The sequence below is a fragment of the Porphyromonas uenonis 60-3 genome, from assembly GCF_000174775.1.
Taxonomy (GTDB): domain Bacteria; phylum Bacteroidota; class Bacteroidia; order Bacteroidales; family Porphyromonadaceae; genus Porphyromonas; species Porphyromonas uenonis_A.
On sequence record NZ_ACLR01000214.1, the window covers coordinates 38,064 to 61,828 of the forward strand.

Annotated in this window: 21 protein-coding genes; 6 read left to right on the plus strand and 15 right to left on the minus strand. The window is 53.4% G+C overall.

Annotated elements, in window-relative coordinates; translation table 11 throughout:
* Positions 1–114: 114 nt before the first annotated feature.
* The 6 genes from PORUE0001_RS08320 (at position 115) to PORUE0001_RS08345 (ending at position 8,924) form a co-directional block, all read left to right on the plus strand.
* Positions 115–3,231 carry a thiol protease/hemagglutinin PrtT gene (locus PORUE0001_RS08320; protein WP_007366037.1) on the plus strand — a complete coding sequence of 1,039 codons (3,117 nt, stop codon included), beginning with the start codon at positions 115–117 and terminating at the stop codon, positions 3,229–3,231.
* Between the two features lie 525 nt (positions 3,232–3,756).
* A complete protein-coding gene (gene murI / locus PORUE0001_RS08325; RefSeq protein WP_007366000.1) occupies positions 3,757–4,602 on the plus strand; it encodes a glutamate racemase in 846 nt (281 codons plus the stop codon).
* A 29-nt stretch (positions 4,603–4,631) separates the two neighbouring features.
* Positions 4,632–5,069: an META domain-containing protein gene (locus PORUE0001_RS08330; protein WP_007366052.1), complete on the plus strand. Its 438-nt coding sequence runs from the start codon at positions 4,632–4,634 to the stop codon at positions 5,067–5,069.
* 97 nt (positions 5,070–5,166) lie between these two features.
* Positions 5,167–7,332 (plus strand): S9 family peptidase, encoded by a 2,166-nt coding sequence (locus PORUE0001_RS08335; protein ID WP_007365990.1) that lies wholly within the window; start codon positions 5,167–5,169, stop codon positions 7,330–7,332.
* A 9-nt stretch (positions 7,333–7,341) separates the two neighbouring features.
* The gene (lipA, locus tag PORUE0001_RS08340) at positions 7,342–8,193 is read left to right on the plus strand and encodes a lipoyl synthase (RefSeq protein ID WP_007366034.1); all 852 of its coding nucleotides are present in this window, start codon (positions 7,342–7,344) and stop codon (positions 8,191–8,193) included.
* A gap of 80 nt (positions 8,194–8,273) precedes the next feature.
* The gene (locus PORUE0001_RS08345; RefSeq protein WP_007365984.1) at positions 8,274–8,924 is read left to right on the plus strand and encodes a hypothetical protein; all 651 of its coding nucleotides are present in this window, start codon (positions 8,274–8,276) and stop codon (positions 8,922–8,924) included.
* Between the two features lie 497 nt (positions 8,925–9,421).
* On the opposite strand, the gene PORUE0001_RS08355 is transcribed toward PORUE0001_RS08345, so the two are convergent.
* From PORUE0001_RS08355 to dnaG, 15 genes are all read right to left on the minus strand, one after another.
* Positions 9,422–11,242 (minus strand): sensor histidine kinase, encoded by a 1,821-nt coding sequence (locus tag PORUE0001_RS08355; RefSeq protein ID WP_007366059.1) that lies wholly within the window; start codon positions 11,240–11,242, stop codon positions 9,422–9,424.
* A 30-nt stretch (positions 11,243–11,272) separates the two neighbouring features.
* Positions 11,273–11,974 (minus strand): response regulator transcription factor, encoded by a 702-nt coding sequence (locus PORUE0001_RS08360; RefSeq protein ID WP_007366027.1) that lies wholly within the window; start codon positions 11,972–11,974, stop codon positions 11,273–11,275.
* Positions 11,955–12,692: a phosphate signaling complex PhoU family protein gene (locus PORUE0001_RS08365; RefSeq protein ID WP_007365985.1), complete on the minus strand. Its 738-nt coding sequence runs from the start codon at positions 12,690–12,692 to the stop codon at positions 11,955–11,957. The genes PORUE0001_RS08360 and PORUE0001_RS08365 overlap by 20 nt, the downstream gene beginning before the upstream one ends.
* Positions 12,693–12,761: 69 nt before the next feature.
* Complete coding sequence (gene pstB / locus PORUE0001_RS08370) at positions 12,762–13,550, minus strand: phosphate ABC transporter ATP-binding protein PstB (RefSeq protein WP_007366017.1); 789 nt, start codon at positions 13,548–13,550, stop codon at positions 12,762–12,764.
* 21 nt (positions 13,551–13,571) lie between these two features.
* On the minus strand, positions 13,572–14,450 hold the full coding sequence (gene pstA, locus PORUE0001_RS08375; protein WP_007366031.1) for a phosphate ABC transporter permease PstA: 879 nt from the start codon (positions 14,448–14,450) through the stop codon (positions 13,572–13,574).
* Between the two features lie 6 nt (positions 14,451–14,456).
* Positions 14,457–15,347: a phosphate ABC transporter permease subunit PstC gene (gene pstC, locus PORUE0001_RS08380; protein WP_007365998.1), complete on the minus strand. Its 891-nt coding sequence runs from the start codon at positions 15,345–15,347 to the stop codon at positions 14,457–14,459.
* Positions 15,348–15,559: 212 nt separating this feature from the next.
* Positions 15,560–16,633 carry a phosphate ABC transporter substrate-binding protein PstS gene (gene pstS / locus PORUE0001_RS08385; protein WP_007366060.1) on the minus strand — a complete coding sequence of 358 codons (1,074 nt, stop codon included), beginning with the start codon at positions 16,631–16,633 and terminating at the stop codon, positions 15,560–15,562.
* A gap of 665 nt (positions 16,634–17,298) precedes the next feature.
* Entirely contained in the window at positions 17,299–17,451 is a 153-nt protein-coding gene (locus PORUE0001_RS10180) for a DUF4295 domain-containing protein (RefSeq protein ID WP_004331849.1), read from the minus strand.
* 40 nt (positions 17,452–17,491) lie between these two features.
* Positions 17,492–17,680 carry a 50S ribosomal protein L33 gene (gene rpmG / locus PORUE0001_RS08390; protein WP_007366007.1) on the minus strand — a complete coding sequence of 63 codons (189 nt, stop codon included), beginning with the start codon at positions 17,678–17,680 and terminating at the stop codon, positions 17,492–17,494.
* A gap of 31 nt (positions 17,681–17,711) precedes the next feature.
* Entirely contained in the window at positions 17,712–17,960 is a 249-nt protein-coding gene (gene rpmB, locus PORUE0001_RS08395) for a 50S ribosomal protein L28 (protein ID WP_004331861.1), read from the minus strand.
* Between the two features lie 244 nt (positions 17,961–18,204).
* Positions 18,205–18,753, minus strand: coding sequence for a nitroreductase family protein (locus PORUE0001_RS08400; protein ID WP_007366051.1), 549 nt, complete (start codon positions 18,751–18,753; stop codon positions 18,205–18,207).
* 16 nt (positions 18,754–18,769) lie between these two features.
* Complete coding sequence (locus tag PORUE0001_RS08405; protein ID WP_007366047.1) at positions 18,770–19,372, minus strand: riboflavin synthase; 603 nt, start codon at positions 19,370–19,372, stop codon at positions 18,770–18,772.
* 78 nt (positions 19,373–19,450) lie between these two features.
* Positions 19,451–20,467, minus strand: a complete 1,017-nt coding sequence (locus PORUE0001_RS08410) for an acyltransferase (RefSeq protein ID WP_007366004.1) — start codon at positions 20,465–20,467, stop codon at positions 19,451–19,453.
* An 11-nt stretch (positions 20,468–20,478) separates the two neighbouring features.
* The gene (locus tag PORUE0001_RS08415; protein ID WP_007366039.1) at positions 20,479–21,567 is read right to left on the minus strand and encodes an ATP-binding protein; all 1,089 of its coding nucleotides are present in this window, start codon (positions 21,565–21,567) and stop codon (positions 20,479–20,481) included.
* 58 nt (positions 21,568–21,625) lie between these two features.
* On the minus strand, positions 21,626–23,650 hold the full coding sequence (dnaG, locus tag PORUE0001_RS08420; RefSeq protein ID WP_007365994.1) for a DNA primase: 2,025 nt from the start codon (positions 23,648–23,650) through the stop codon (positions 21,626–21,628).
* Positions 23,651–23,765 lie beyond the last annotated feature (115 nt).

Below are 23,765 nucleotides of genomic sequence, written 5' to 3' on the forward strand. Positions count from 1 at the left end.
TAGCCAACACGCACAAAAATACCTACTATAAGGTATGTTTTTGATGAGTTGGACGGGCTGTCGTGTAGGGAAATTGTACTACTTTTGCTTCCTTAGACAAAACGCTGTAACCATATGACCCAACGCTTCTTCTTCCTAGCCTTAAGCGTGATCCTCTCTATGAGCACGCTGTGGGCTAAACCTCGTACAGAGACGCAGGCTCGACTCATAGCCGAGCAATATACTATACAACGACTTAGCAGTAGTGAGCTAGCCTCTCTACGCTCTGGCACTACGCCTTTGCTAACGCTCGTGTCAGCCCCCTCCGCAGACACCGATGGTATGACCGTACGTCATCAGATGATGGCTCCGACCGTGCAAGATCAAGCCACCGCATACTACGTATATAATATAGGTACCGAAAGAGGCTACGTGATGGTCTCGGGCGATGATCTACTCCCCGAGGTAATCGCCTATGCCGACGCTGGGGCCTTCCTTCCTGATGAGGAGCAGCCAGAGCACATCGCCTCCTTTCTCGCTCAGGTGCGAGCCTCTCTACAATACTTGGTAGCGCAAGGCAAGCCCGTAGTGATGCCCCGCACCTCACAGCTACGTCCGGAAGGCGTAAACCCTCTTCTCGATCGCATTCAGTGGGGACAAGATTACCCCTTCAATACGCACTGCCCCTACAAGAATGGAGGTCAGTCTGTCGTAGGGTGTGTCGCAACGGCTCTCTCACAGATCCTTCGCTATCACCAGTGGCCTGATGACAAGGGTGTGGGGATCTGCGAGTATAAGGAGAAGGACGGCACCGAGCATCGTGTTGACTTCTCTCAGACTACCTACAACTGGGCAAAAATGCCTAAACGCCCTAATCGGTATGAGCCACAAGATGTGACCGATGCGCTCTCTACGCTATGCTATCACGTCGGTGTCCTCTCACACATGCAGTATAGTCCTGCGGGTAGTGGCACCTTCTCGCAATACCCTAAGGAGGGATTAAGCCAATACCTCAAGTACAGCAAAAACATCCAGCTACTCAACCGCATGAACTACAAGATTGCTGACTGGATGGACATCATTGCCAAGGAGCTCAACGAGGAGCGCCCCGTCTACTACGCTGGAGCCAGTAGCACCGTAGGACACGCCTTCGTCTGCGATGGCTATCGGCAGAATGGATACTTCCACATCAACTTCGGGTGGAACGGTATGGCGGACGGATTCTTCCTCCTCTATGCTATCACGCCTAGGACGCTAGGTACTGGTGGCGGAACCTCCTATGATGGGTACAACAACCTGCAGGAGATCATGATCGGCATAGAGCCCGACCGTGACGGGTCTTCGGAGCGCACCGTCAGTGAGGATATATCAGCACTTGCCCTAGCCGTGTCATGCGATGACAATAAGACGATTGCGCTCAAAGATGTCGTCCTCGAGCTGGGCTCTGCCGTCCAGTACAAGACGCAGCTCTGCCTCGCCATCACACCAACTCAGGAGGGAGCACAGAGTAAATACGGAGCACTCAGTGAGGAGCAAGAGCTAGAGTTTCACAACTACTATATCTACTCTGAGAAAAGCCTACACCCCGTTCCCTCCGTTGACCTCAGAGACCTAGGTCTACCCACACAGAATGCGAGCTACGTTGTGACGCTCGCCTACGCTGGCAATGGCGGTAAGCTCATCCCCGTACGCCACTACAATGGTGGTGTCTCTGAGGTGACAGTCACCTTTGACTCAGACGGCAAGGCTCACTGCACGTCCCCCCAGATGAAGCCTAGACTAGCTTTGTCCGAAATCAAAACGTCTGACTTACGTGGCTACAGCAGGAGCTCGGTCACACTCTTCATTGACAACCTAAGCCAGGAGGAGTACTTCTCGTCATGGGACTGCTACTTTGAGGATATGAAGGGTGACCACACCTTCCTAGGAACGCCCTCCGCATTGTTGAGTCCACAGGTAAAGCAAGAGATTCCCCTCAAGGTCCCCAGACTATCGCTCCCCGCTGGCACCAAGGGCAACATACTCCTCAAGGGAAGCTACATAGATGCCGATGGTAGCGATCAAGACTACATCATACGCTCCCGACAGTGTCTAGAGGTACTCCCAGCCAAAGACCCCATCTACAAGGCATCCTCTCTCAAGTGTGTCGCTCAGCGCTCTCTAACGGGAGCTATAGAGTATGCCCCAGGAGTTCACGATATGACCTTTGAGGTGAGCAATCTGGGCAAACTCTCAAGAGGCAGGATGCTCATTCAGTGGGCACTCGTACAGACTAATCTAAAAGATAGTGACTCCATCAGACATGAAGGTCAAGGCTACATAGAGACCCTCAAGAGAGGGGAGACGAAGCAGTACACTATAAAGTCCTCTCAGTGGACAGATGTGGCAAAAGGCTCTGACTACTACCTCATCGTCCAGCTGTACGACATAGTTGAGGACTTCGGAGTCAATAGATATGGAGAAAAAGAAGGCGAGCTGAACCTCCCCATAGCTATTGTAGACCAGCTCTCACCAGCCATTGACGAGGAGCACTACGTCTCACTAGAGAAGGAGTCTGACCGTGCATACCCTCTCAAGGTCAATGTAGCAACACCCAGTATGATTCGCCTCAATGGACTGAGCCTCACGGGGATGTCACAAAAAGATGGAGTCTACCATATCAACGGTAGAGCTAGCGATGGTCGTACCGCCATCATTGGAGCTTTCAGCTCCCTAGAGTTTGACCAGACAGACAGTTCCACGGGAATTATCGCGGCCGACTTCTCTCACGCCTCTCCCCTCTTACAGCACGTATCCATATGCCACAGCAAGATAAGAGGTGAGGCGATGACCGAGATGCTACAGTCACTACCCGACCGCTCAGCGACCACACCTGGTACCATAGCACTCATCGACACCTCTAGACCTGACCTCGAGGGCAGCATCTGCACCCCAGAGCAGGTAGCACTGGCAGCACAGCGTGGCTGGACCGTCACCGATCAGCAGGGGAATGCTTATACGGCCATTGATACGCCTGCGGAGGCAATGCAAAGTGACTGGGCAATCTATCCGATGCCCGTACGGGATCAGATGACCGTCGTGGGGCTTCCTGCGACCAGCTCCGTGACGCTCTACACGCTACAAGGTGAGCGACTACTAGAGGCGGTCACCTCAGCCAGTGGCCAGCTACAGATTAGCCTAGCACATCTACCCAGTGGTGCCTACATTCTCAATACTGCGCTAGGAAGCCGACGTGTAGTCGTCGCCCACTAGGCCTTATAAACCAATCAATTAGGCAGCCCCAAAGGAAGTTTTGACCTCCTTTGGGGCTTTTTCGCTTCGCCCTCCAATCCTTTTCGCCGATTGTGTTGTCCGCTAAGACGAGTCACTCAGAGATCTCCGTGGCTATTTTCGTTTTCTCAGGGAGGAAATGAATTTTCTTCACCGAGGGCCGAAATAAAAGTTCGGAAGAATGAAATGAAACTTCGGAAGAAAGATTTCGAAGTTCCGATGAATCTTTTTATTCCTCCGTGAAGGATTCTCATTTTCCACCGAGGCAATTTCGATTTCCTCGGAGCTCTGGGCTGAGTGGCGGTGATCGGCTGTCAACGGCTGGCTGTTACATAGAGACTCAATTCTCTCTAGCGCCACTAGTGCTCCGAGGGATATTAGTTCCTCTAACCTCTAATCTCTAACTTCTAATCTCTAACCTCTAACTTCTTTTTCGTACCTTTGGAGTGGAGTTGCGAGAGTTGCTCCCATTTCCCAAGCTAGACACTATAAACTATAGTACAATCGATGCAACAGATAGAGGGTCCCATCGGGGTATTTGACTCAGGGTACGGAGGATTGACCATCCTGCGTAAGCTACGTGAGCAGCTACCTCAGTACGACTTCGTTTATCTCGGCGACAATGCGCGCTCGCCCTACGGCTCGCGGTCTATGCATGTCGTCTACCAATTTACGAGAGAGGCCGTTGAGAAGCTCTTTGACCTAGGTTGTCCCCTAGTCATCCTCGCCTGCAACACCGCCTCAGCGAAGGCGCTCCGACAGATACAGCAAGAGGATCTGCCCAAGCTTGACGGTGGCTCCATGCGTCGTCGTGTGCTGGGGATCATTCGCCCGACAGTCGAGTGCATCGACACACTCACGGGCACTAAGCATGTGGGTATCCTAGCCACTGAGGGCACCGTCTCTAGCGAGAGCTATGTAGCTGAGATACACAAGCTCTACCCCGACATGACCGTCGTGCAGGAGGCTTGTCCGCTTTGGGTGCCGATCGTAGAGACAGGCGAGAGTGATAGCCCAGGGACCGACTTCTTCGTGCGCAAGCACTTGGAGCGTCTCTTGGCACAGGACGAGAAGATCGACACGATCATCCTCGGCTGTACCCACTACCCTATTCTGATGCCTAAGATACAGCGCCTGCTCACCCCCTCGATCAAGGTTGTGGCTCAGGGCGAACTAGTAGCTAAGTCTCTCGAAGAGTACCTCGTACGACACCCCGAGATGGAGGCGCAGCTAACACGTGGTGGTACGACACGCTACTACACGACGGAGCAGACGGAGCGTTTCTCCCGTACGGCTTCTATATTCTTTGACACACCCATAGCGGTAGAGCATCTGTCTCTATCACAGTACTAATGAAATAACCAATTGCAAAACGAATCACTATGAAGAGAATCTATTTTGTAGCACTACTCCTGCTGACCTCTCTACTCTGCGTCAGCTGTGGTACCTGTAAGAGCAGTAACGACGTCAATCTAGCTACACTCGATGGTAGCTCTTGGGTACTCACCCATATGGATGGTATTAAGGTCAATAAGGATGCTATCCAAACGGCCAACATCAATATCAGTAAAGGCCGAATCTCAGGACGAGCTGCCTGCAATAGCTACGGTGCTGAGTGCCTCGTCTACTCTGACGGTCGCATCAAGATCGGTGATATAACGTCCACACTGATGGCTTGCGACAGACTAATGTACGAGCGTATCTTCCTAGCATCGCTAGAGGAGGCTAAGACCTTCCGTATGAGTGGCTCCAACAAGCTCATGCTCTACTCTACGCACGACGCTTCGGGTCAGCCCAGCCTCACCTTCAAGCGCAAGTAACCCCGCACGACATCTTGCCATAGCGTAGACCTTCACTCAAGGTCTACGCTATGACCTTACCTCTAATCTCTCACTTCTAATCTCTAACCTCTTCCCCATGCGTATCCGCACACTCTTTACCACCCTCGCACTCCTCTGCTCGCTCACACTCGTCGCCCAGCAGCAACGTGAGATCACTTTACCAGAGGTCACATCAGGCGCTTTTGCAGCTCGTGGCGCTGGAAACGGCTTTCGCTCTCTACCTGACGGCAAGCACTACACGCTCATCAGCGACGACTACCAGCGCATCGTCAAGTACGAGTACGCTACGGGGCGGGCTGTCGATACGCTCTTTGACATTGCCAAGGCGCGTGAGTGCGACATCAAGGCGATCTGGGACTACGACATAGCCCCCTCGGGACATCATATCCTGATCTATACCGACATCAAGCCGATCTACCGGCGCTCCTACACGCTACGTGCCACCCACTACGATGTGCGCCGTAACCTTTGCGAGCCACTCACCGAGGGCGACATTATGATCCCCACCTTTAGTCCTGATGGGCGGATGGTTGCTTTCGTCAGGGACAACAACATATTTATCAAGAAGTTTGACTTCAACTCTGAGGTACAGGTCACTACAGAAGGAAAGCGCAACGAGGTAATCAACGGTACCACCGACTGGGTATACGAAGAGGAGTTTAGCACGACACGCCTGATGGAGTGGAGCCCCCAGAGCGACTTCCTAGCCTTCGTACGCAGTGACGAGAGCCAGGTCAAGGCTTACTCAATGCCTATCTACGGGGATGACCTCTACCCCACGGACTATGTCTACAAGTATCCGAAGGTGGGCGAGCAAAACTCGACCGTATCGCTACACCTCTACAACCTTGATCTCAAGCGCACCGACCGTGTGGATCTACCGCTAGACGCTGACGGCTACATACCCCGCATCGTCTTCACTGGTTGGGGTAGCGATCTAGCAGCCGTCACGATCAATCGCCTGCAGAACGACCTCAAGGTCTATCGCATCAACCCGAAGAGCCGCACGCCTCGTCTGACCCTTCGTGAGCAAGATCCACGATATATCAACAATGAGTTCATCAACTCCATGCGCTTCGTCCCCGATGGCATCGTCATGCTGAGCGAGCGCGATGGATCTACACAGCTCTACAAGTACGGCACGAATGGAGCGCTACAGAAGCGCCTGACGCAGGGCAACTGGGACATCATCAACTTCTACGGTTGTGACAGTGAGGGCAATGTCTACTACCAGGCTGCCGACCAGACGCCTACTCAGCGACGTGTCCTCAAGACGACCCCGCGGGGTAAGACGACCGTCTTAGCGGGAGAGGCTGGCATCAATCGCGCTAGCTTTACTCAGGACTACAGCTACTTCATCAATAGCTATAGCAATGCTAAGACACCAGCTATCACGACAATCCGCACGACCAAGGAGGGGAAGGTGATCCGTACGCTCGAAGACAATGCACAGCTGGTCGCTAAGCTCAAGGGGTATGACTACAATGACAAGGAGTTCTTCACCATTGAGGTGGCTCCTGGGCGTACGCTCCACGGCTGGATGATCCGCCCGCCACACTTTGATGCGAGCAAGCGTTACCCCACGGTGATGCACCAGTACAGCGGTCCCGACTCGCAGGAGGTACTGGATCAGTTTTACATCGGCTGGGAGTATGCGCTCGCACAGGCAGGCTACGTCGTAGTCTGTGTGGACGGACGTGGCACTGGTGGGCGTGGCACCGAATGGCGCAAGTGCACCTATCGTGAGCTAGGTCTGCGCGAGAGTAGCGACCAGATAGCAGCTGCTGAGGCGCTACCCAAGCAGTTTAACTATATCGATGGAAGTCGCATCGCTATCTTCGGCTGGAGTTTCGGTGGATACAATACGCTCATGTCGCTCTGCCGTGGCAAAGTCTTTCGTGCTGGTGTAGCAGTGGCTCCTGTGACCGACTGGCGCTTTTACGACACAGTTTATACAGAGCGCTTTATGGCGACACCGCAGGTTAATAACAAGGGCTACGAGGCTTCTTCAGTCCTCTCTATCGCGCACAACCTCCATGGCGAACTGCTGGTCATCCACGGCACGGCTGATGACAATGTGCATCTGCAAAACACGATGCGTCTAGCCACCGAGCTGGTCAAGGCGGACATACCCTTTGAGATGGCAACCTACACGGACAAGGATCACAGCATCTATGGGGGCAACAATAGACAGCACCTCTACAGTCGCATCATCGAGTTCCTCGATCGTAAGCTGAAGTAGTAAGAGCTGATGAAGCAACCCCACATACGCAAGCCTGAGTGGCTCAAGATCAAGCTTGGTAGCGATGTAACTTATGACGAGACGCGTGCGGTGCTGCAGAAGCATTGCCTGCACACCATCTGCACGAGCGGGCGCTGCCCCAATCAAGGTGAGTGCTGGTCACGAGGTACCGCTACCTTTATGATCGGAGGGGCGGTCTGTACACGCGCTTGTAAGTTTTGCAATACAGAGACAGGTCGTCCGCTACCGCTAGACCCAGCGGAGCCTCGTCATGTAGCCGAGAGTGTCCGTGCGCTAGGGCTCAAGCATGCGGTGGTCACCAGTGTGGATCGCGACGACCTACCCGACAAGGGCAGTGCCCACTGGGTCGAGACGATACGACAGATACGTGAGCTCTGCCCAAGTGTCACGATCGAAGTACTGATACCAGACTTCGATGGTCAGGCGGAGCTCATTGCTCCAATCCTACAGGAGCGTCCCGAGGTGGTGGCGCACAACATGGAGACCGTGCGACGGCTCACCCCCATCGTGCGTAGCCGAGCTACTTATGACTGCAGTATCTCTGTCTTGGCACAGATTGCTGAGGCGGGGCTGCCCGCTAAGACGGGACTGATGCTCGGTCTCGGAGAGACGCAGGAGGAGATCCTCGAGACGATGGACGATCTGCGTCAGGTCCAGTGTAGTATCCTCACGCTCGGTCAATACCTCCAGCCGACTCGTCGTCACTATCCTGTGCAGGAGTATGTGCATCCCGACCGCTTTACCGAGCTTCGGGAGATAGCCCTGGGCAAAGGCTTCCGCCATGTCGAGAGCGGTCCTCTCGTACGCTCCTCCTACCACGCCGAGCGTCACCTAGAGTAGCTCCACTGAGGTTAGTTGTCTTGTCATCTAAAACAAGTATCTTTGCAACAGAGAATAATTCACTAAACAATAAGCATCCTATGATGAAGCAAAAAGTCTATGTGCTCCTAGTAGCACTAGCCACACTTACGCTCTTCAGCTCTTGCAATCAAGAGTGCGAGCCCGAGCAACAGAAAACGACCGAAGCAACTCGCTATCTCGGTAAAGTCTCTAGCGACAAGAAGATAATGCCTATCTATCTTCCCGTCCTGACTGATGAGCTAGCCAAAGATGAGAACCGTGCCAGCCTGAGAAAGGCAAATGAGCAGTACGGCTGGACCTTTTTCAAGGATGACACCGAGGAGGATCACAGAATGCTCACCATGCTGGCTCCTAGAAACGATACTGGCTACACAGACAGCCGACTCATCGAGCGCCTCTTCTATCACTACAAGAAGGGTGATGTCTACTTCGACTGCTGGTCCAAGCCTATCTTCAAGAAGGATATAGTCAAGGCCGCCCATGAGGGTTCAGCTGAAGACATTAAGCTACTCAAGGACATCCTGACACTGTATGGCTTCACTGAGCAGCTGAAACCATCTGCTTTCAAGAAGAGTGGACAGCTCAACTTCGAGGGGTACAACATGACTCAGTTCCCCGAGGGCCCTATGTGGGGCTCCATCTATTGCACCCAGCTTCAGGAGTCTGTTTACTACCTAGAGATGCAGGTGGTTCAGAAAAGTCCTAAGTAAAGCTGGCTGGCAAACACAAATGCCGAATCATCGCTACTACAAGACGCTCCTCTCCTAGAGTTACTCTACTCTAGCACCCCTGATAGGAGTCAGAAGCGAAGCGTGGAGCCGTCTTGTTAAGGCGCCAAAGTGTTTCCTCCCTTGGAAATTTAGTTTCCCAAGGGAGGAAATGTTTTTTCCCAAGGATGGAAGCTTTACTACGGAATGCCTTCATCTACGCACTATCAAGGAAATTGGACAATTCCTCCGTGGAGATCTTGGGATGGCCAGCGAGGAACGAAAAAATTCTTCGGAACTTCGAAATCTTTCTTCCGAAGTTTCATTTCATTCTTCCGAACTTTTATTTCCCGGTTCCGTGGGGAATTTTCGTTTGCTCGCTGAAGTTTACCAATTTCCTCAGGAAGGATTGATGTCAGCTGGTTTGCTTTACAAATTTGGATAGCATCCCTTCACACGAATAGTGCGAATATTGGTCGGATAGGAGAGGCAATCTTTAACTAATGCTCACGAGGCGTCTTGTCGGGTGCACTCTTGGCTAGCGAAAAGAAGAACTCAAGTCCTCCCGTGGGTCTGTTCTTTGCCGAGATCTCTCCACCATGGAAGCGGATAGCATTGCGTACTATGGAGAGCCCTAGTCCCGATCCGCCCATCTCACGACTGCGTCCGCCATCGATGCGGTAGAAGCGGTCGAAGATCTTAGCTAGGCTCTCGCTCTCAGGGATGCCAGGACCGTTGTCAGCAAAGGTGAAGTAGTAGTACCGCTCGTCCTCCATCGTCTGCTCGATCTCTATGGTGGTGCCAGTGCCAGCGTAGCGGATACTATTCTCCGTCAGATTGGCAAAGACAGCGTAGAGTAGCGAGTGATTCGCCTGTACGGTGGTCTGCACAGGGATCCGATTACAGATGGTCATCTGCGCCTCTTGGAGCTTGATCTCTAGAGCCGCTTTGACCTCCTCGACGACACTGTATGGAGTGAGCTCCTGCAGAGCGTAGAGGTCGCTCGCCTCCTCCAGCTTGGTGATCATAGAGACGTCACTGATGAGCTGCGAGAGACGTATCATCTGATTGTAAGTACGCTCGATGAAGTAGCGCTGCTTCTCCTCTGGAAGTGGCTGGTTGAGGATTGTCTCAAGGTAACCACGAGCACAAGTGACTGGGGTGCGCAATTCGTGGGCTATACTATTAGTCATGTCGTGCTTGAGGCGACGATCGTTTTCCTTCTTAGTCACATTGGTTAGGACGACCTCAAAGCTATTGTCCGGGAAGAGCTGAGCGCGTACCTCTAGGTGCGAGCCGTCCCTGTCGATGATGTATCGTGTGGAGCGGGGAGCAGTATCTGAATCGGACTCTATACCAGCTAGAAGGGTCTTGACCTGATAAAGCTCTGGGTAGTCGAGGATGCGCTCATCGATGATAAAGGTGGGGGTGTCGACGAGGGTGTTGAGATTCTGTATGAAGTGGCTATTGGCATAGATAAACTTGCGCTCCGCACTAAAGAAAGATATGCCAGCGTCGGAGCTAGCGAAGTGCTGTATGAGCTTCTCGCGCTCGATCTCGTAGCGGGTTTTGCTCTCTTCGAGCATCTTAAAGGTCTTCTTAAGCTGCTCTCCTAGCTCTCCGATTTCACTCTTGGGGAAGGTGACCGACTCGTACTCCCCTCCAGCCTGTGCCTTCGCCACAAAGTCATGAAGCTTACGCACTGAGCGGGAGAACTGGTCGGTAAAGAAGACCACTGCCAGCAGAGCTAGACTAAAGATGCCGACAATGAGGAGGAGGAAGAAGTGATTGGAGCGAAAGTAGTTGACATAGTCTATATGATAAGGTATGGCAACACGAATGTAGTATCCCTGATCTTGGTACTCCTTCGCAAAGTAGTAGAAGTCCTCCCCGAGCGTTTCGCTATAGCGCTTGGAGGTGCCAGTGCCATGGAGATTGGCCTGCTGTAGCTCTGCACGTGAGAGGTGGTTCTCAGGGATAGGTCCCTGGGTAAAGTTGTCAAAGTAGACATCGCCCCTCAGGTTGATGATCGTAAAGCGCAACTTGTTCGGGAGGTAAGCCAAGAAGTGTCCTAGAGCTTGTGGATCAGGTAAGTGGCTAAAGTTAGAGAGCGTGTCTGGCTGTCGCTTCTGAGGGTGTGTCGTGTAGTCTATGATGTAGCTATTAACACAATCGGTGGCCTGCTCGAGGTATTCCTCGAGGGCTTTGGTCTTGATCTCCTTTTCGGAGGCACGCTGTACGAAGTAGATGATGCCACCAAAGAGGATAAATAGTAGCGTTGCGGAGATAAAGACTTTGGACTTATAGTTGTACTGGCTCATAGTAGGACGGTAGATGGTGTAAGCGTGGGACTACTGGGGCTCCTCCTCGACGAGGCAATAGCCGAAGCCTGAGCGGTTGATGATCTTGATCCCGCCACTGCGTAGCTTCTTGCGAATGCGGGTAATATGTACGTCAATGGTGCGCTCCAAGACGAAGACGTCTTCGCGCCATACTCGGTCGAGGATCTCCTCACGGGAGAAGACTTTGCCTGGATCTCGTGCCAATAAGACGAGGATCTCAAGCTCTTTCTTAGTTAGCTCGATAAGCTCCCCATGGACGAAGACCTGCTTGGCATCTAGATCAATGAGGAGCGTGCCGATCTCTATCTGGCTCTCGCCAAAATCTGGTCCGCTCTGCAAGAAGCGCATGAGGATAGCCTGAATGCGTGCTTGTAGCTCCTTGATGGAGAAGGGCTTCGCCATATAGTCATCGGCTCCGATGTTAAAGCCAGTGAGGAGATCGTTTTCTGTTCCCTTAGCAGTGAGGAAGATGATCGGCGTGGTGAGCTTCTTATCCCGTCGTATGAGTTCAGCGAGCTTGAAGCCGTTCATCCCAGGCATCATCACGTCGAGGATAAGCAGGTGGTACTCTTCAAGTGGCATCTTGAGCGCCTCCTCAGCATTGGCAGCCGTGGAGACTTGATATCCCTCGCTGGCGAGGTTGAAGGTAAGTATCTCGCGGAGATCCTCCTCGTCATCGACGATGAGGAGCTTAAACTTCTTCTTGTCCATAATTCTCTAGCTCTTGTTCGGTGGGGATCTCTACTTTTTGGCTCTTAGCGTGGAGCAGGTTCTTTCCTTCTGAATGGAAGATGGCCGCCTCGGCAATGTTTGTCGCATTGTCACCGATACGCTCCAGATTGTAGGCTATGCTGCTGATCGCCAGTGAAGCCTGTATGGAGTCTACGTCGGGACTTTGCTCAGTGTCTAGTAAGGCTTGGGGTAGCGAATCGTTGATTTGGTAGTGCAGATCGTCTATATGCGTGTCTCGACCGATGACACTGCGTGAAAGCTCGGAGTCACCAGCGAAGAACGATGTGACCGCATCTGTAACCATCCTATAGGTTTCAGCAAGCATCTCACGAAGCGTGTCGGCATACTGTAGGTACAGCCCATTGCCCATATCAATCGCACGGGTGAAGTTGGCCACATTGAGCAGTAGATCACCGATGCGCTCTAGGTAGCTGGTCATATCGTGCAGGGCAAACATACGCCTCGCCTCAGAGGCACGAGGAGCGTAGAGGATGATCCCGTTGATGACTTCGCTCCTTATCTTGACCTCTAGGCTATCTATGATGGTTTCGTTCATCTCAATGTGCTCGTAAGCCTCAGGCTCGACGATCCCGCTGAGGAGAAGCTGTATCGCCTCGACTTGGCGAGCGATCACTTTGTTGAGTACGTTGAAGTCTTCCTTGATCAGGACGACGTGGTGATCCATATTGGGTGACATAGGCTGTGACAGTTTCGTTTTTTACTTGATTATGTGTCTGTCTGTACGGCAGATCTAAGTTACAACGTTTTATCCGAAGTTGCCCTGTAGGTAGTCCTCGGTGCGCTGATCGCTGGGGTTGGTAAACATCTTGTCGGTGCGGTCATACTCGACCAGCTCGCCAAGGTACATAAACATAGAGCGGTCGGATATGCGCGCTGCCTGCCCCATATTGTGCGTGACGATGAGGATGGCTATCTCCTTCTTAAGCTCTAAGATCAGCTCCTCGATGCGATTGGTCGCTATCGGGTCTAGTGCGGAGGTCGGCTCGTCCATCAGTAGAAGCCGAGGACGTAGTGCCAAAGCACGAGCGATACAGAGCCGCTGTTGCTGTCCGCCCGAGAGGAAGGAGCCACGCTTGTCCAGTCTGTCCTTGACCTCCTCCCAGAGTCCGACCGACTGCAGAGAGCTGGTCAGGATCTCTTCGCGCTGCGCCTTGGAGACTTTGATACCGTTGAGCTTGTAGCCCGCCATCACATTGTCAGCGATGCTCATCGTCGGGAAGGGATTCGGCTGCTGAAAGACCATCCCCGCCATACGACGGACGACCATCGGGTCTTTCTCTAAGATGTTTTCCCCCTGCAGGAGGATGCGCCCGTCGGTACGTATACCGGGGTAAAGCTCGTGCATGCGGTTGATGGCTCGTAGCAAGGTACTCTTGCCACAACCACTGGGTCCCATGATGGCGGTGATCTCATGGTCGTGGATCTCCGCCGAGACATTGGTCACGGCACTCTTCTCAGAAGTGTACCAGATGCTTACGTTGTCTAGCTGGAGGACCACGTCGGGCGTTGTCGTCTGTATAGCGTTTAGAGTCATGCTTTTGACAAAAAGAGGTTACTAGTAGCGTGTCCGAGCGGAGATACGCTTGGCGATAAAGTTTAGAAGGAGTACTAGGAGCAAGAGGAAGAGCGACGAGCTCCATATCAGCTCCTGAAGGTTGGGATCACTGTAAAACTCCCAGATGAGTAGCGGCACAGCTGACGAAGGGGTGTCGAGCGTCCACGATATGCGGGCACTGCCCAGAGCCGTCATGATGAGCGGTGCCGTCTCGCCGATGATACGACTCACAGCTAGCAGGATACCTGTCAGCAAACCACCCATGGCAGAGGGAAGAAGGATCTTAAGTACCATCTTGCGATAGGAGCAACCGAGAGCGAGCGCCGACTCTTTGAAGGACTTAGGCAGTCGCGCCAGCGTCTCCTCCGTAGAGCGTATGATGAGCGGTAACATCATGATCGCTAGAGCCACAGCACCAGCTAGAGCCGAGTAGCCCCGCATCGGTAGTACGATCCAAGCGTAGACGATGATACCGATGACGATCGAGGGAGTGCCTTGTAGTAGGTCCGTGACAAAGCGTACTACACTGGCGAGGTGTGACGATCTATTCTCCGAAAGATAGATACCACCTAGGAGACCTATGGGGATAGCGATGATAGAGGCTACAAAGGTCATGAGGAGCGTGCCGACGATACCATTAGCGATACCGCCTGGGAGTATCGTGCGAGAGCCTTCGATCGTGTTAGCGCGCTTAGCCATCATCGCCTCGACAGCTGTCGGTGCCGTCTTGGTGAAGAAGTCCCAGTTGATCTGCTCATACCCCTCCATGACGATCTTACCGATGATGAGAAAGAGCGGTATGACGGTAATGCAGGCGAGTACGATATTGACTAGATAGACCGTACGGTCCCAGCCCTGTCTTACTTTGAGTGATGCCATGGTCGGTTAAGCTCGTTGCTTGTTTAGGATAATCTTCACAATGCCATTGATAATGGCAGTGATCAGGAAAAGGACGAGTGCGATCGCTATGAGCGAACTGAGTTTGAGCCCGTGTGCCTCGTTGAACTGATTAGCAATCAGCGAAGCCATACTCTGTCCCGTGTCAAAGAGCGATGTGGGCACCTTGTCCGTATTGCCGATCAGCATGGTCACCGCCATCGTCTCGCCGAGCGCTCGTCCCAAAGCGAGGATGTACGCTGCGATGATCCCGCTCCGTGCGTTGGGTAGGATGACCGATCCGATCACCTCCGTGCGGGTGGCTCCGAGACTGTAAGCTGCCTCCTTGAGCGACTTCGGCGTAAGCATGACAAACTCCGCCGTGAGTGACGAGGCGTAGGGGATGATCATAATGGTCAGTATGAGCACCGAAGTGAGGATCCCGTAGCCATTGCCTTGCGGTCCATCGATCATGTCAATGAGCGGACGAAGGGTGTAGAAGCCCCACAGACCGTACACGATAGAGGGAATGCCCGCCAGCAGGTCCGTCAGCGAACGTATGACGCCTGCGATGCGCTTCCCCTTGAAGTACTCTCCGATGAAGAGTGCCACCGGTAGTGAGAAGGGGACGCAGAGGATCAAGGCTAGTATCGAGGTGACCACGGTCCCCACGATAAAGGGCAACGCCCCATACTGCTCCCGCCCAGCCGTGGGGTCCCACTCGGAGGAGCAGATGAAGCGAAAGAAGCCAAACTCACTAAAGGCCTCCATGCTGTTACTAATCAGACTGATCAGCATCGCTAGGCAGATCAGTAGCACGAGGAGCCCAGAGCTCATGAGTAGACCTCGGAAGATCTTGTCTCCGATGGGGCGTGACGCTTTACGGACGAGGGTGGACATACTGTTTGAATAGTAGGTGTGAAAGGTAAAGAGACATCTCTCCTCCGAATAGAGAGCGGTACAGGTCGGATGCGACTCACTAAGTCATCGGAGCTATCCAGACGGCACTACTGTTGAGAGGGGGAGGAGAGACGTTCTTCTTTTGGTGTGAGGAGATTGCTACAGAGACGGTAGCAGTCTCCTTTTTTTGTTTTTCAGGTGTATATAGGGAGCTACTCCTTAGGAGAGCTAGTTAAGTCTATCGGATTACCGCCATAGGTTAGCTGAGCTAGCTGTGCCTTGGCTGCAGCGAGCATCTCAGGCGATAGCGGAGCGAAGTGGATCTGCGAAGTGATCGCTTGCGCCTTATCACTTAGCATCCAGTTGAGTAGACGAGCCGTCTCGGTAGCCTCAGCCTCTGAGTGGTTGCTGTAGCTAAGATCCTTGTAAGTGATGAGCCAGGTGAGGCAACTGATAGGATAAGCCTCAGGGTGCGCCGAGTTGGTGATCATCTGTCGTGTATCGGGGGCCACCTCGCCAGCAGCTGCCGCAGAGATTGACTCGAGTGAGGGGAGGACAAAGTTTCCCGCCTGATTCTGCACCTTTGCTGTCGGTATATCTAGCGAAAAGCTGTACTCGCTACCCACATAGCCGAGTGCCCCATCCGTCTGAGCGATCACGCCTGCGACACCTGGATTGCCCTTTGCAGCCATACCCGTAGGCCACTTGAGCGACTTGCCCGTACCGATCTGCGCAGCCCAGTCGGGGCTCACCTTCGTCAGATAGTCGCTGAAGACATTCGTCGTGCCACTACCATCAGAGCGATAGACGGGTGAGATCTCCTTGTCGGGGAGCTTTTGGTCAGGGTTGATCGCAGCGATAGCGGGGTCATTCCAGCGGGTTATCTTGCCTAGATAAATGTTTGCTATGATCTCACCCGTGAGCTGTAAGGAGGTGATCTCGGGACAATTGTATGCGATGACGACGGCGCCCATGCAGGTCGGTATGTGGATCACCTCGCGAGGCATCTCCGCCAGCTCCTCATCCGAGAGGAAGGCGTCAGAAGCGGCAAAGTCAACCACCTCATCCTTGAGGCTACGGATACCACCGCCACTACCCACGGCACCGTAGTTAACATGTATCCCCGACAGCTCCTCATAAGCTTTGAAGGCCTCGGTATAATAAGGTAGCGGGAAGGTCGCTCCCGCAGCGTCAAGCTGGGTCACACGCCCACCTTTGCCAGCGCAACTGGCAGTCATGAGAGCGATGGGGATGAGGACTAAAGCCTGGAGTGTACTCTTATTCATAGTTATATTGGTAAGTTTGTTTGTTGCTGAGAGAGGGACCTACCGAGACAATCGGGAAGGTTAGATCTCCCTTTTCGCTTGCAATATTACGCCCAATGGATTATTCCACTGTGACGAAAATGTTACGACACGGTGAAGTTGTTAAGCCATCAGACGACTCCCCTATCACTTTACCGCTCTAGGCCTACAATTCCGCCACTTCTCGAGCACTCATCTCACTACGCAATAAAAAAAGCTCCGCGAGAATTGAGAAATCCCCACGAAGCTTTTCTTGATCCTTCACCGAGGAACGAAAAAATTCTTCGGAACTTCGAAATCTTTCTTCCGAAGTTTCATTTCATTCTTCCGAACTTTTATTTCCCGGTTCCGTGGAAAATTTTCATTTGCTCCGTGGAGATTCTCGATTTCCTCCGTAGATGCTCCTACCCCCCCCATTAGTTGCTCAACCTAATGAGGAGGATCTTCACTACAAAATCGCAACTCGTATCTCTCTAACCTCTAATTTCTAATCTCCAATCTCTAACCTCCGACAGCTCCACCCTAAAAACAAAGCGAGAGCATCGACACGACTAGCGTGTCAATGCTCTCCATATGGTGTCCGCCCACCGAGTAGAGAGATGTGGATCACCGTCCTCTCTACGGTAGGACTCTATAGCGTATTCAGATTACTTCTTGAGGAAGTCCTGTACGTGGTCATTTGGTACCATCTCCTCTTGGAAGGTATAAGCACCAGTCTTAGGCGACTTGACCATCTTGATAACCTTCGAGTATGAGCGACCATCGCCCGTTCTAAAGGTTGCGACCGATTTCTTAGCCATTGTACTTAGTTCTTATTTAGTTAGTGAAGGGGAGAGATGATTATTTAATCTCACGATGTAGCGTGTAGCGCTTGAGGATAGGATTGTACTTCTTAAGCTCTAGACGCTGTGTCGTATTCTTTCTGTTCTTTGTGGTGACGTAGCGAGAGGTGCCTGGCATGCCACTCTCTTTGTGCTCTGTGCACTCGAGTATCACCTGTACTCGATCGCCTTTACCTTTCTTAGACATAGTAAATCAGTGTAATTAGGGAGTGAGTGGTTTATTTGCTCTTGATGCTTAGGTAGCCAGCATCGCTAGCGCGACGGAGAGCCTCGTTGAGCCCTACACGGTTGATGAGCCGAAGCCCTGCTGCTGAAACCTTTAGAGAGATCCAGCGATCCTCCTCTGGCCAATAAAACTTCTTGCGGAAGAGGTTAACGTCAAAGGTGCGCTTCGTGCGACGCTTTGAGTGGGAGACATTGTTGCCCACCATAGCCTTCTTACCGGTGATCTGACATATCTTAGACATGACGGTGTGGTATTTCTTTTATACTTCTACGATGTTTCTGAGATGACACAGCCCATCCATTAGCATCATCATGGTGTGGGTCTGCAATCAGACTGCAAAGTAACGCAATTATTTTGACAAAAGCAAATCCTCCTTCGATCCCGCTACGCTCTTTGCTAAGTGGAGAGCGCTCTTTTATTGAAATTCAAAGGGTAGCGAACCTGCGATGATACAGCCTTACGGGAGGTGTCTCGTAGTGAGCTGGTCACCACTGGTTCCAGTGGATGACCTCGTCGGGGCGCTTGCGCTTCTTCTCACGGGTCGGCTGCTCCGAGTAGCCGAGGAGGATGTCTAGGACTACCTGGCGGTTGCTGGGGATGCCGAGCTCCTTGCGCAGAGCAGTGTCATTGATCCAGCCAAGGATACAGCTCCCGACACCCTCCGCCTGAGCAGCCAGGACGATGTGCGCTGCGAGGATGCCTAGATCTATGGGGCGGTAGTCCACACCCATCACGCGGCTACCCATACGCGCTATCCAGCGTCCCCGCTCTGCCACGATGAGTAGGTGGGCGGGTGCTTCTAGTGCGAACTTATTCATATTAGTCACCCCCTTGATGACCGCCTGTCCCACACGCTGCACAGTCTCTGGCTCGGAGACTGCGACGATGCTCCAAGGCTGCTGATTGGTCGCTGAGGGCGCCAGCATGGCGTTGTGCAGGATACGCTCCAGCACTTCCTGCGGTACGGGGCGATCGGCAAACTTTCGATCGCTCTGACGCTCCCGATAGAGAGCGTATAGGTCTTCCGCTTTCATAGATAGCTACAGGGGTTTAGTCAAAGGAGCGCAGACGAGCAATGTATTTGCCCAAGATGTCAAACTCGAGGTTGACCACGCTTCCCTCCTTAAAGTACTTGAAGTTGGTATGCTCCAGCGTATAAGGGATGATCGCTACCTCAAATGAGTTTTCCTGCGAATTGCAGACGGTGAGGCTCACGCCGTTGACCGTCACGGAGCCCTTCTCGACCGTCATATAGCCTTGGCGCATCATTTCACGATCCACCTCATAGGCGAAGGTAAAGTAGTGGCTTCCGTCCATCTCACGAATGGCCGTACAACGAGCCGTCTGATCCACATGTCCCTGCACGATGTGACCGTCCAGACGACCTCCGAGCATCATGCTACGCTCCACATTGACATAGTCGCCCACCTGCAGGAGTCCCAGATTACTGCGATCCAGCGTCTCCTGGACGGCTGTCACCGTGTAGCCGCCCTCCTCGAGCGAGACAACGGTAAGGCAGACCCCATTGTGTGCGATGCTCTGATCTATCTGTAGCTCTGCGGCAAAGCTACAAGCGAGTGTGATGTGCAGGTTGCTCCCTTCGCGGGTTAGGCGACGCACCTGCGCCATGCCTTCTACTATTCCACTAAACATATATGTATTCGGTTTGCTCTATTGATTGGTTACTTCGCAAAGATACGAAATCATTGCCTTCTTGTGAAGGCTTTTCCTCTAAACAAGCTGTCGCAGTAGGGGCACCTTGCGCATCAAGGCGGTGACCCCTAGCGAGATGAGCGCAATGAGCAGGATGCGCAGGGGGAGGCTTACGACTAAGCAAGCGGTCACTGTAGGGAGGAATAGCTCAAACAGCTTGAAGACCACCTGTAGCACCGCAAAGTGAACTAAGTAGATCCCCATCACGTAGGGATAGAGCGTACTTGCCGAGACAAGGAGCCGACCCTTGGGACGCCAGCTATAGCAAAGGGCGAAGAGCGAGAGAACCTTGAGGACGACCAGAGGCTGGAAGTTGACACCCACCCGCTCTAATAGTTGGTAAGGCACGTAAATGAGCAGCGCTCCGTGTAGTAGCATACTCCCGATGAATAGCGTCAAGAGCCAGCTCCTACTAGGCAACCGACTAGCGGTGCGAGCGAGCAAATGCCCCGCAAGGAAGTAAGGCAGGTACTGTACCCACCAAAGCAGGCAAACTTGACGAACGTCGTACGAGCGGTAGTAAACATCTATCGTAAGCGCCACGAGATAGCTCCCGAGCGTTAAGATAAGTAGTCCACGATTGCCACCATAGGTAGGACTATCGCTACGCTCGATCCGCTCGCAGAGCCAACGCAGCATAGGAGTGACTACGTAGAGCCCCGCCAGCATCACGAGATACCACAAGTGATACCACTGGAAGGCGAGCCATGTCTGCTCCTTCGCACAGTGCCAGAAGTAGTAGCCCACAGACCAAACAACTAGTGGCAAGAGTATCTTGCGCCCTACCCTACGCTTGTAGAAGTGTGCCAAGCTCCCGATCTGTCTCTCGGACGACAGCATGAAGGCTCCGCTCATCATCACAAAGAGTGGCACCGCTCCCACCGAAAGCGCATACCATGGGGCAGCCTGCCAACGCTCTGCGAGCGAAGCCTCTCCGATAAAGTAACCTCCCGCCGTGTGGATGCCGATCACCATCACGACCGAGAGGAGCCGTAAGAGGTCAAGTCCCTGATGGCGTAACGTCTGCTCTGACATCGTAGCTGGTCTTAGTTGCGCAAAGCAAGCAGCATCCGCAGGAACGTGTCGAAGAGCACCATCTTTGTCAGCACATTGCCACGGATCTCTCGCATCGCCTCCTCGAGGAGTCTGTAGCAGGCACCCATCGCCTTGTTGTTGACTCGTAGCTCTCCCACACGAGCTTCGCCACGGAGCGCACGGTGCCACTGCTGCCCCACCTGCTGCATCAGTAGTTTGAGGAAAGCAACCGCTCCCTCGCGACCAGCTTTGTCCACCTCCTCACTGAGAAGCTTCAGTCGCAAGATGTCGGCTCGTAGCGTCGCATCGTACCACTGCTGCGCCAGCTCCTGTAGTTTGTCTTGCGAGGCGGAGCTGTCGAGCAACCGTAGCGCATCACTCAGGTTACCGTCCACTAGGGGAATCATCGCCTCCAGTGCATCAGTCGCCAGCTCTGGGTGCATTGCGGTTAGCGCCTCTCTCATCTCTGCCTCCGTCATCGGGGGCAGCTCGAAGCGCTGTACACGGCTCAGGATCGTGTCTAGGAGACGATCCGAGTGTGCCGACACAAGGATAAAGAGCGTCTCGGCGGGAGGCTCTTCGAGCGACTTGAGAAGTTTGTTGGCCGCTGCGTCATTCATACGCTCTGGCTGGTAGATGATGATCGTGCGCCAGCCCCCTTCAGTGGTTGTAACCGAGAGACGAGACAAGAGACTATTGATCTCATTCACATAGATGACAGGCTGACTATTGCCCGCCTCCAGCACTTCAAGCCAGTCCTGATCGGTAATGTAGGGTGACCGCTCGAGGAAGGTGCGCCACTCATCGAAGTATCGCTCCGTAGGGGTCTCGTCTTGTGCTGCTTTGACCACGGGATAGACGAAGATGACATCGGGATGAGCGATGGCTGCGACCTTCTTGCAGGAGGCGCACGCACCACACGAGTCCTCGTCCGTAGGCGACTGGCACTGGATGTACTGCGCCCAGGCCCACGCTAGGTGTAGCCCCGGGTAGCCCTCCTGGATCTCTAGGAGCACCGCATGGGGCATCTGTCCTGAGTGGGTCAAATGTGCGAACTGCTGCTTGAGGGCTTGGTATCCATATATATCGGCAAACTGCATGACGGCACTTTCTTCTTTAGGTTTGGTAAAAGGGTTAACGGTGACTCTCTTCTTTAGCTCACGAAATGACCACCCGCTGACCGCTAAACTGTCCCAGCATCTTACGTATCTCCTGCCATGTAGACAGCTCCTGAAGGAGTGGCTGATAGCTCTCGTAGTCTGCCTCTGGGTGCTCCTGCTGTAGCGTCTGAATCTGCTGCGAAATCTGCTGACAGCGCTCCTCAGCGTACGCTAACTTATAGGTGTATAGCACCTTAAAGGTCATCTCCTGCACCCATTCGTCAGGCACTTTCTCATTCTCATCATCAGGCATCTGTAGCTCTTCGCGGGCCTTGCGAGAGAGGCGGTAGGGAGTCGCGTAGAGATCCACCGCCAGCGCTGACACCTGCGGGATCTCCGAGTTACAGAGGAAGGAACCACACGTACGCTCCGACTCGCCTCCCGACACGTCGAGCTCCTCCAGCATCATCTTATTACTATCGTTGAGAATGCGCTTGACCAGCGGGTGCTCGATGACTATATCATCCTGCTTGAGCTCCTGATAGACAAAGTTGGCCACAGAGACCCGTATCACCGTAGGCTCTGCACTCTCGTCTGCCTCCTCGTCCTGCACGGATATCTTGAGCATACGTTCCCCGTAGCGCACCACTAGGCGGATCAAGTCCAGTGCCTCGTTGCTCATCGGTGCATCTAGAGGCGAAACCTCCTGCGGGGTCTCCTCGGGGGCGCTCTCCTCAGGTGTTGCTGCCTCTGGCGGGGCATACTGATAGACCCGTCCACGGCTAAAGCGCTCCTGCTTGATCTGCTGCAAGAGTAGATCCTCCGCCACGCCATACATCTGAGACATCTGCTGAATGTAGACAATCCGCTCAAGGCTGTCGGGGATCGTAGCAATGCTCTGCAAGATGTCTCGCATCAGTTGCGTCTTAAGCTGTGGATCTTGCGCCATCTGCGGAGCATAGAGCTGAGACTTGAAGGTTAGGAAGTCCTGCTGATGCGCTGCAAAGTACTCCTCCACCTCAGCGCGACTACGCTTAGAGACAAATTCGTCGGGATCCTCGCCATCGGGTAGCACTAAGAGCTTGATCTGCATCCCCTCAGCGAGGAGCATATCGACCGAGCGCAGCGCAGCCTTGACACCCGCCTCATCACCGTCAAAGAGCACCAGCACATTGCGCGAGAAGCGTCGCAAGAGTTGTATCTGACTCTCCGTAAGCGCCGTGCCAGACGTCGCCACCACATTCTCTATCCCCACTTGGTGCATGGCGATCACATCGAGATAACCCTCGACGATGATACCTTGATCCCGTTGTGCTATGGCGCGCTTAGCCTGATAGAGGCCGTATAGCTCACGGCTCTTGTCGTAGATGAAGCTCTCGGGCGAATTGATATACTTGGCGATCTTGTCCGCCTTACGCATCGTGCGCCCTCCGAAGCCGACGACACGCCCCCCCACATTATATATGGGGAATATAACGCGCTCGTGATAGCGGTCGGCACTCGGGCGGCCCTCGCTCGGAGCGTAGAGCAGGCCCGTCGCCACAAAGCTCTCCATGTCATAGCCATGCTCCTCGACATACTTCGCCAGCGCACGTCGATCACTCGGCGAGTAGCCCAGCCCAAAGGTCTGTATCGCCTCCGACCGCACCCCACGTTGCGTAAAGTAGGGCAAGGCTACGTCCAGACCCTCCTCCTGGCTGAGGAGCTGCTCGGTAAAGAACTTCGCTGCCACCTCATTAGCAAGGTAAAGCGCCTCACGCTCATTCTGTCGCTGCTGCTCCTCCTCAGTCATCTCCCGCTCAGGCACGGGGATATTGTACTTCTGAGCGAGGTAGCGTAGCGCATCAACGAAGGAGCAGTTCTGTATCTTCATGATGAAGGAGACAGGCGTACCACCAGCACCGCAGGCGAAGCACTTGCAGATATTCTTGGACGGAGTAACGATAAAGGAGGGGTGACGATCCTTGTGAAATGGGCACAACCCCACAAAGCCCGACCCCTTGCGCCGTAGCTGCACAAAGTCAGACACCACATCCTCAATGCGTGCCGTATCTATGATCAGTTGCTTCGTTTGCTCGTCCATCTTCCGTCTACTTCACTCGCTCTGCAAATGTACTCATTTCACGTCAAAGCCTCCACCCTCACTAACTACCTTAGTAGCAGATCTGCGGTAAAACTTGGGTAAGGTATAGAACAAG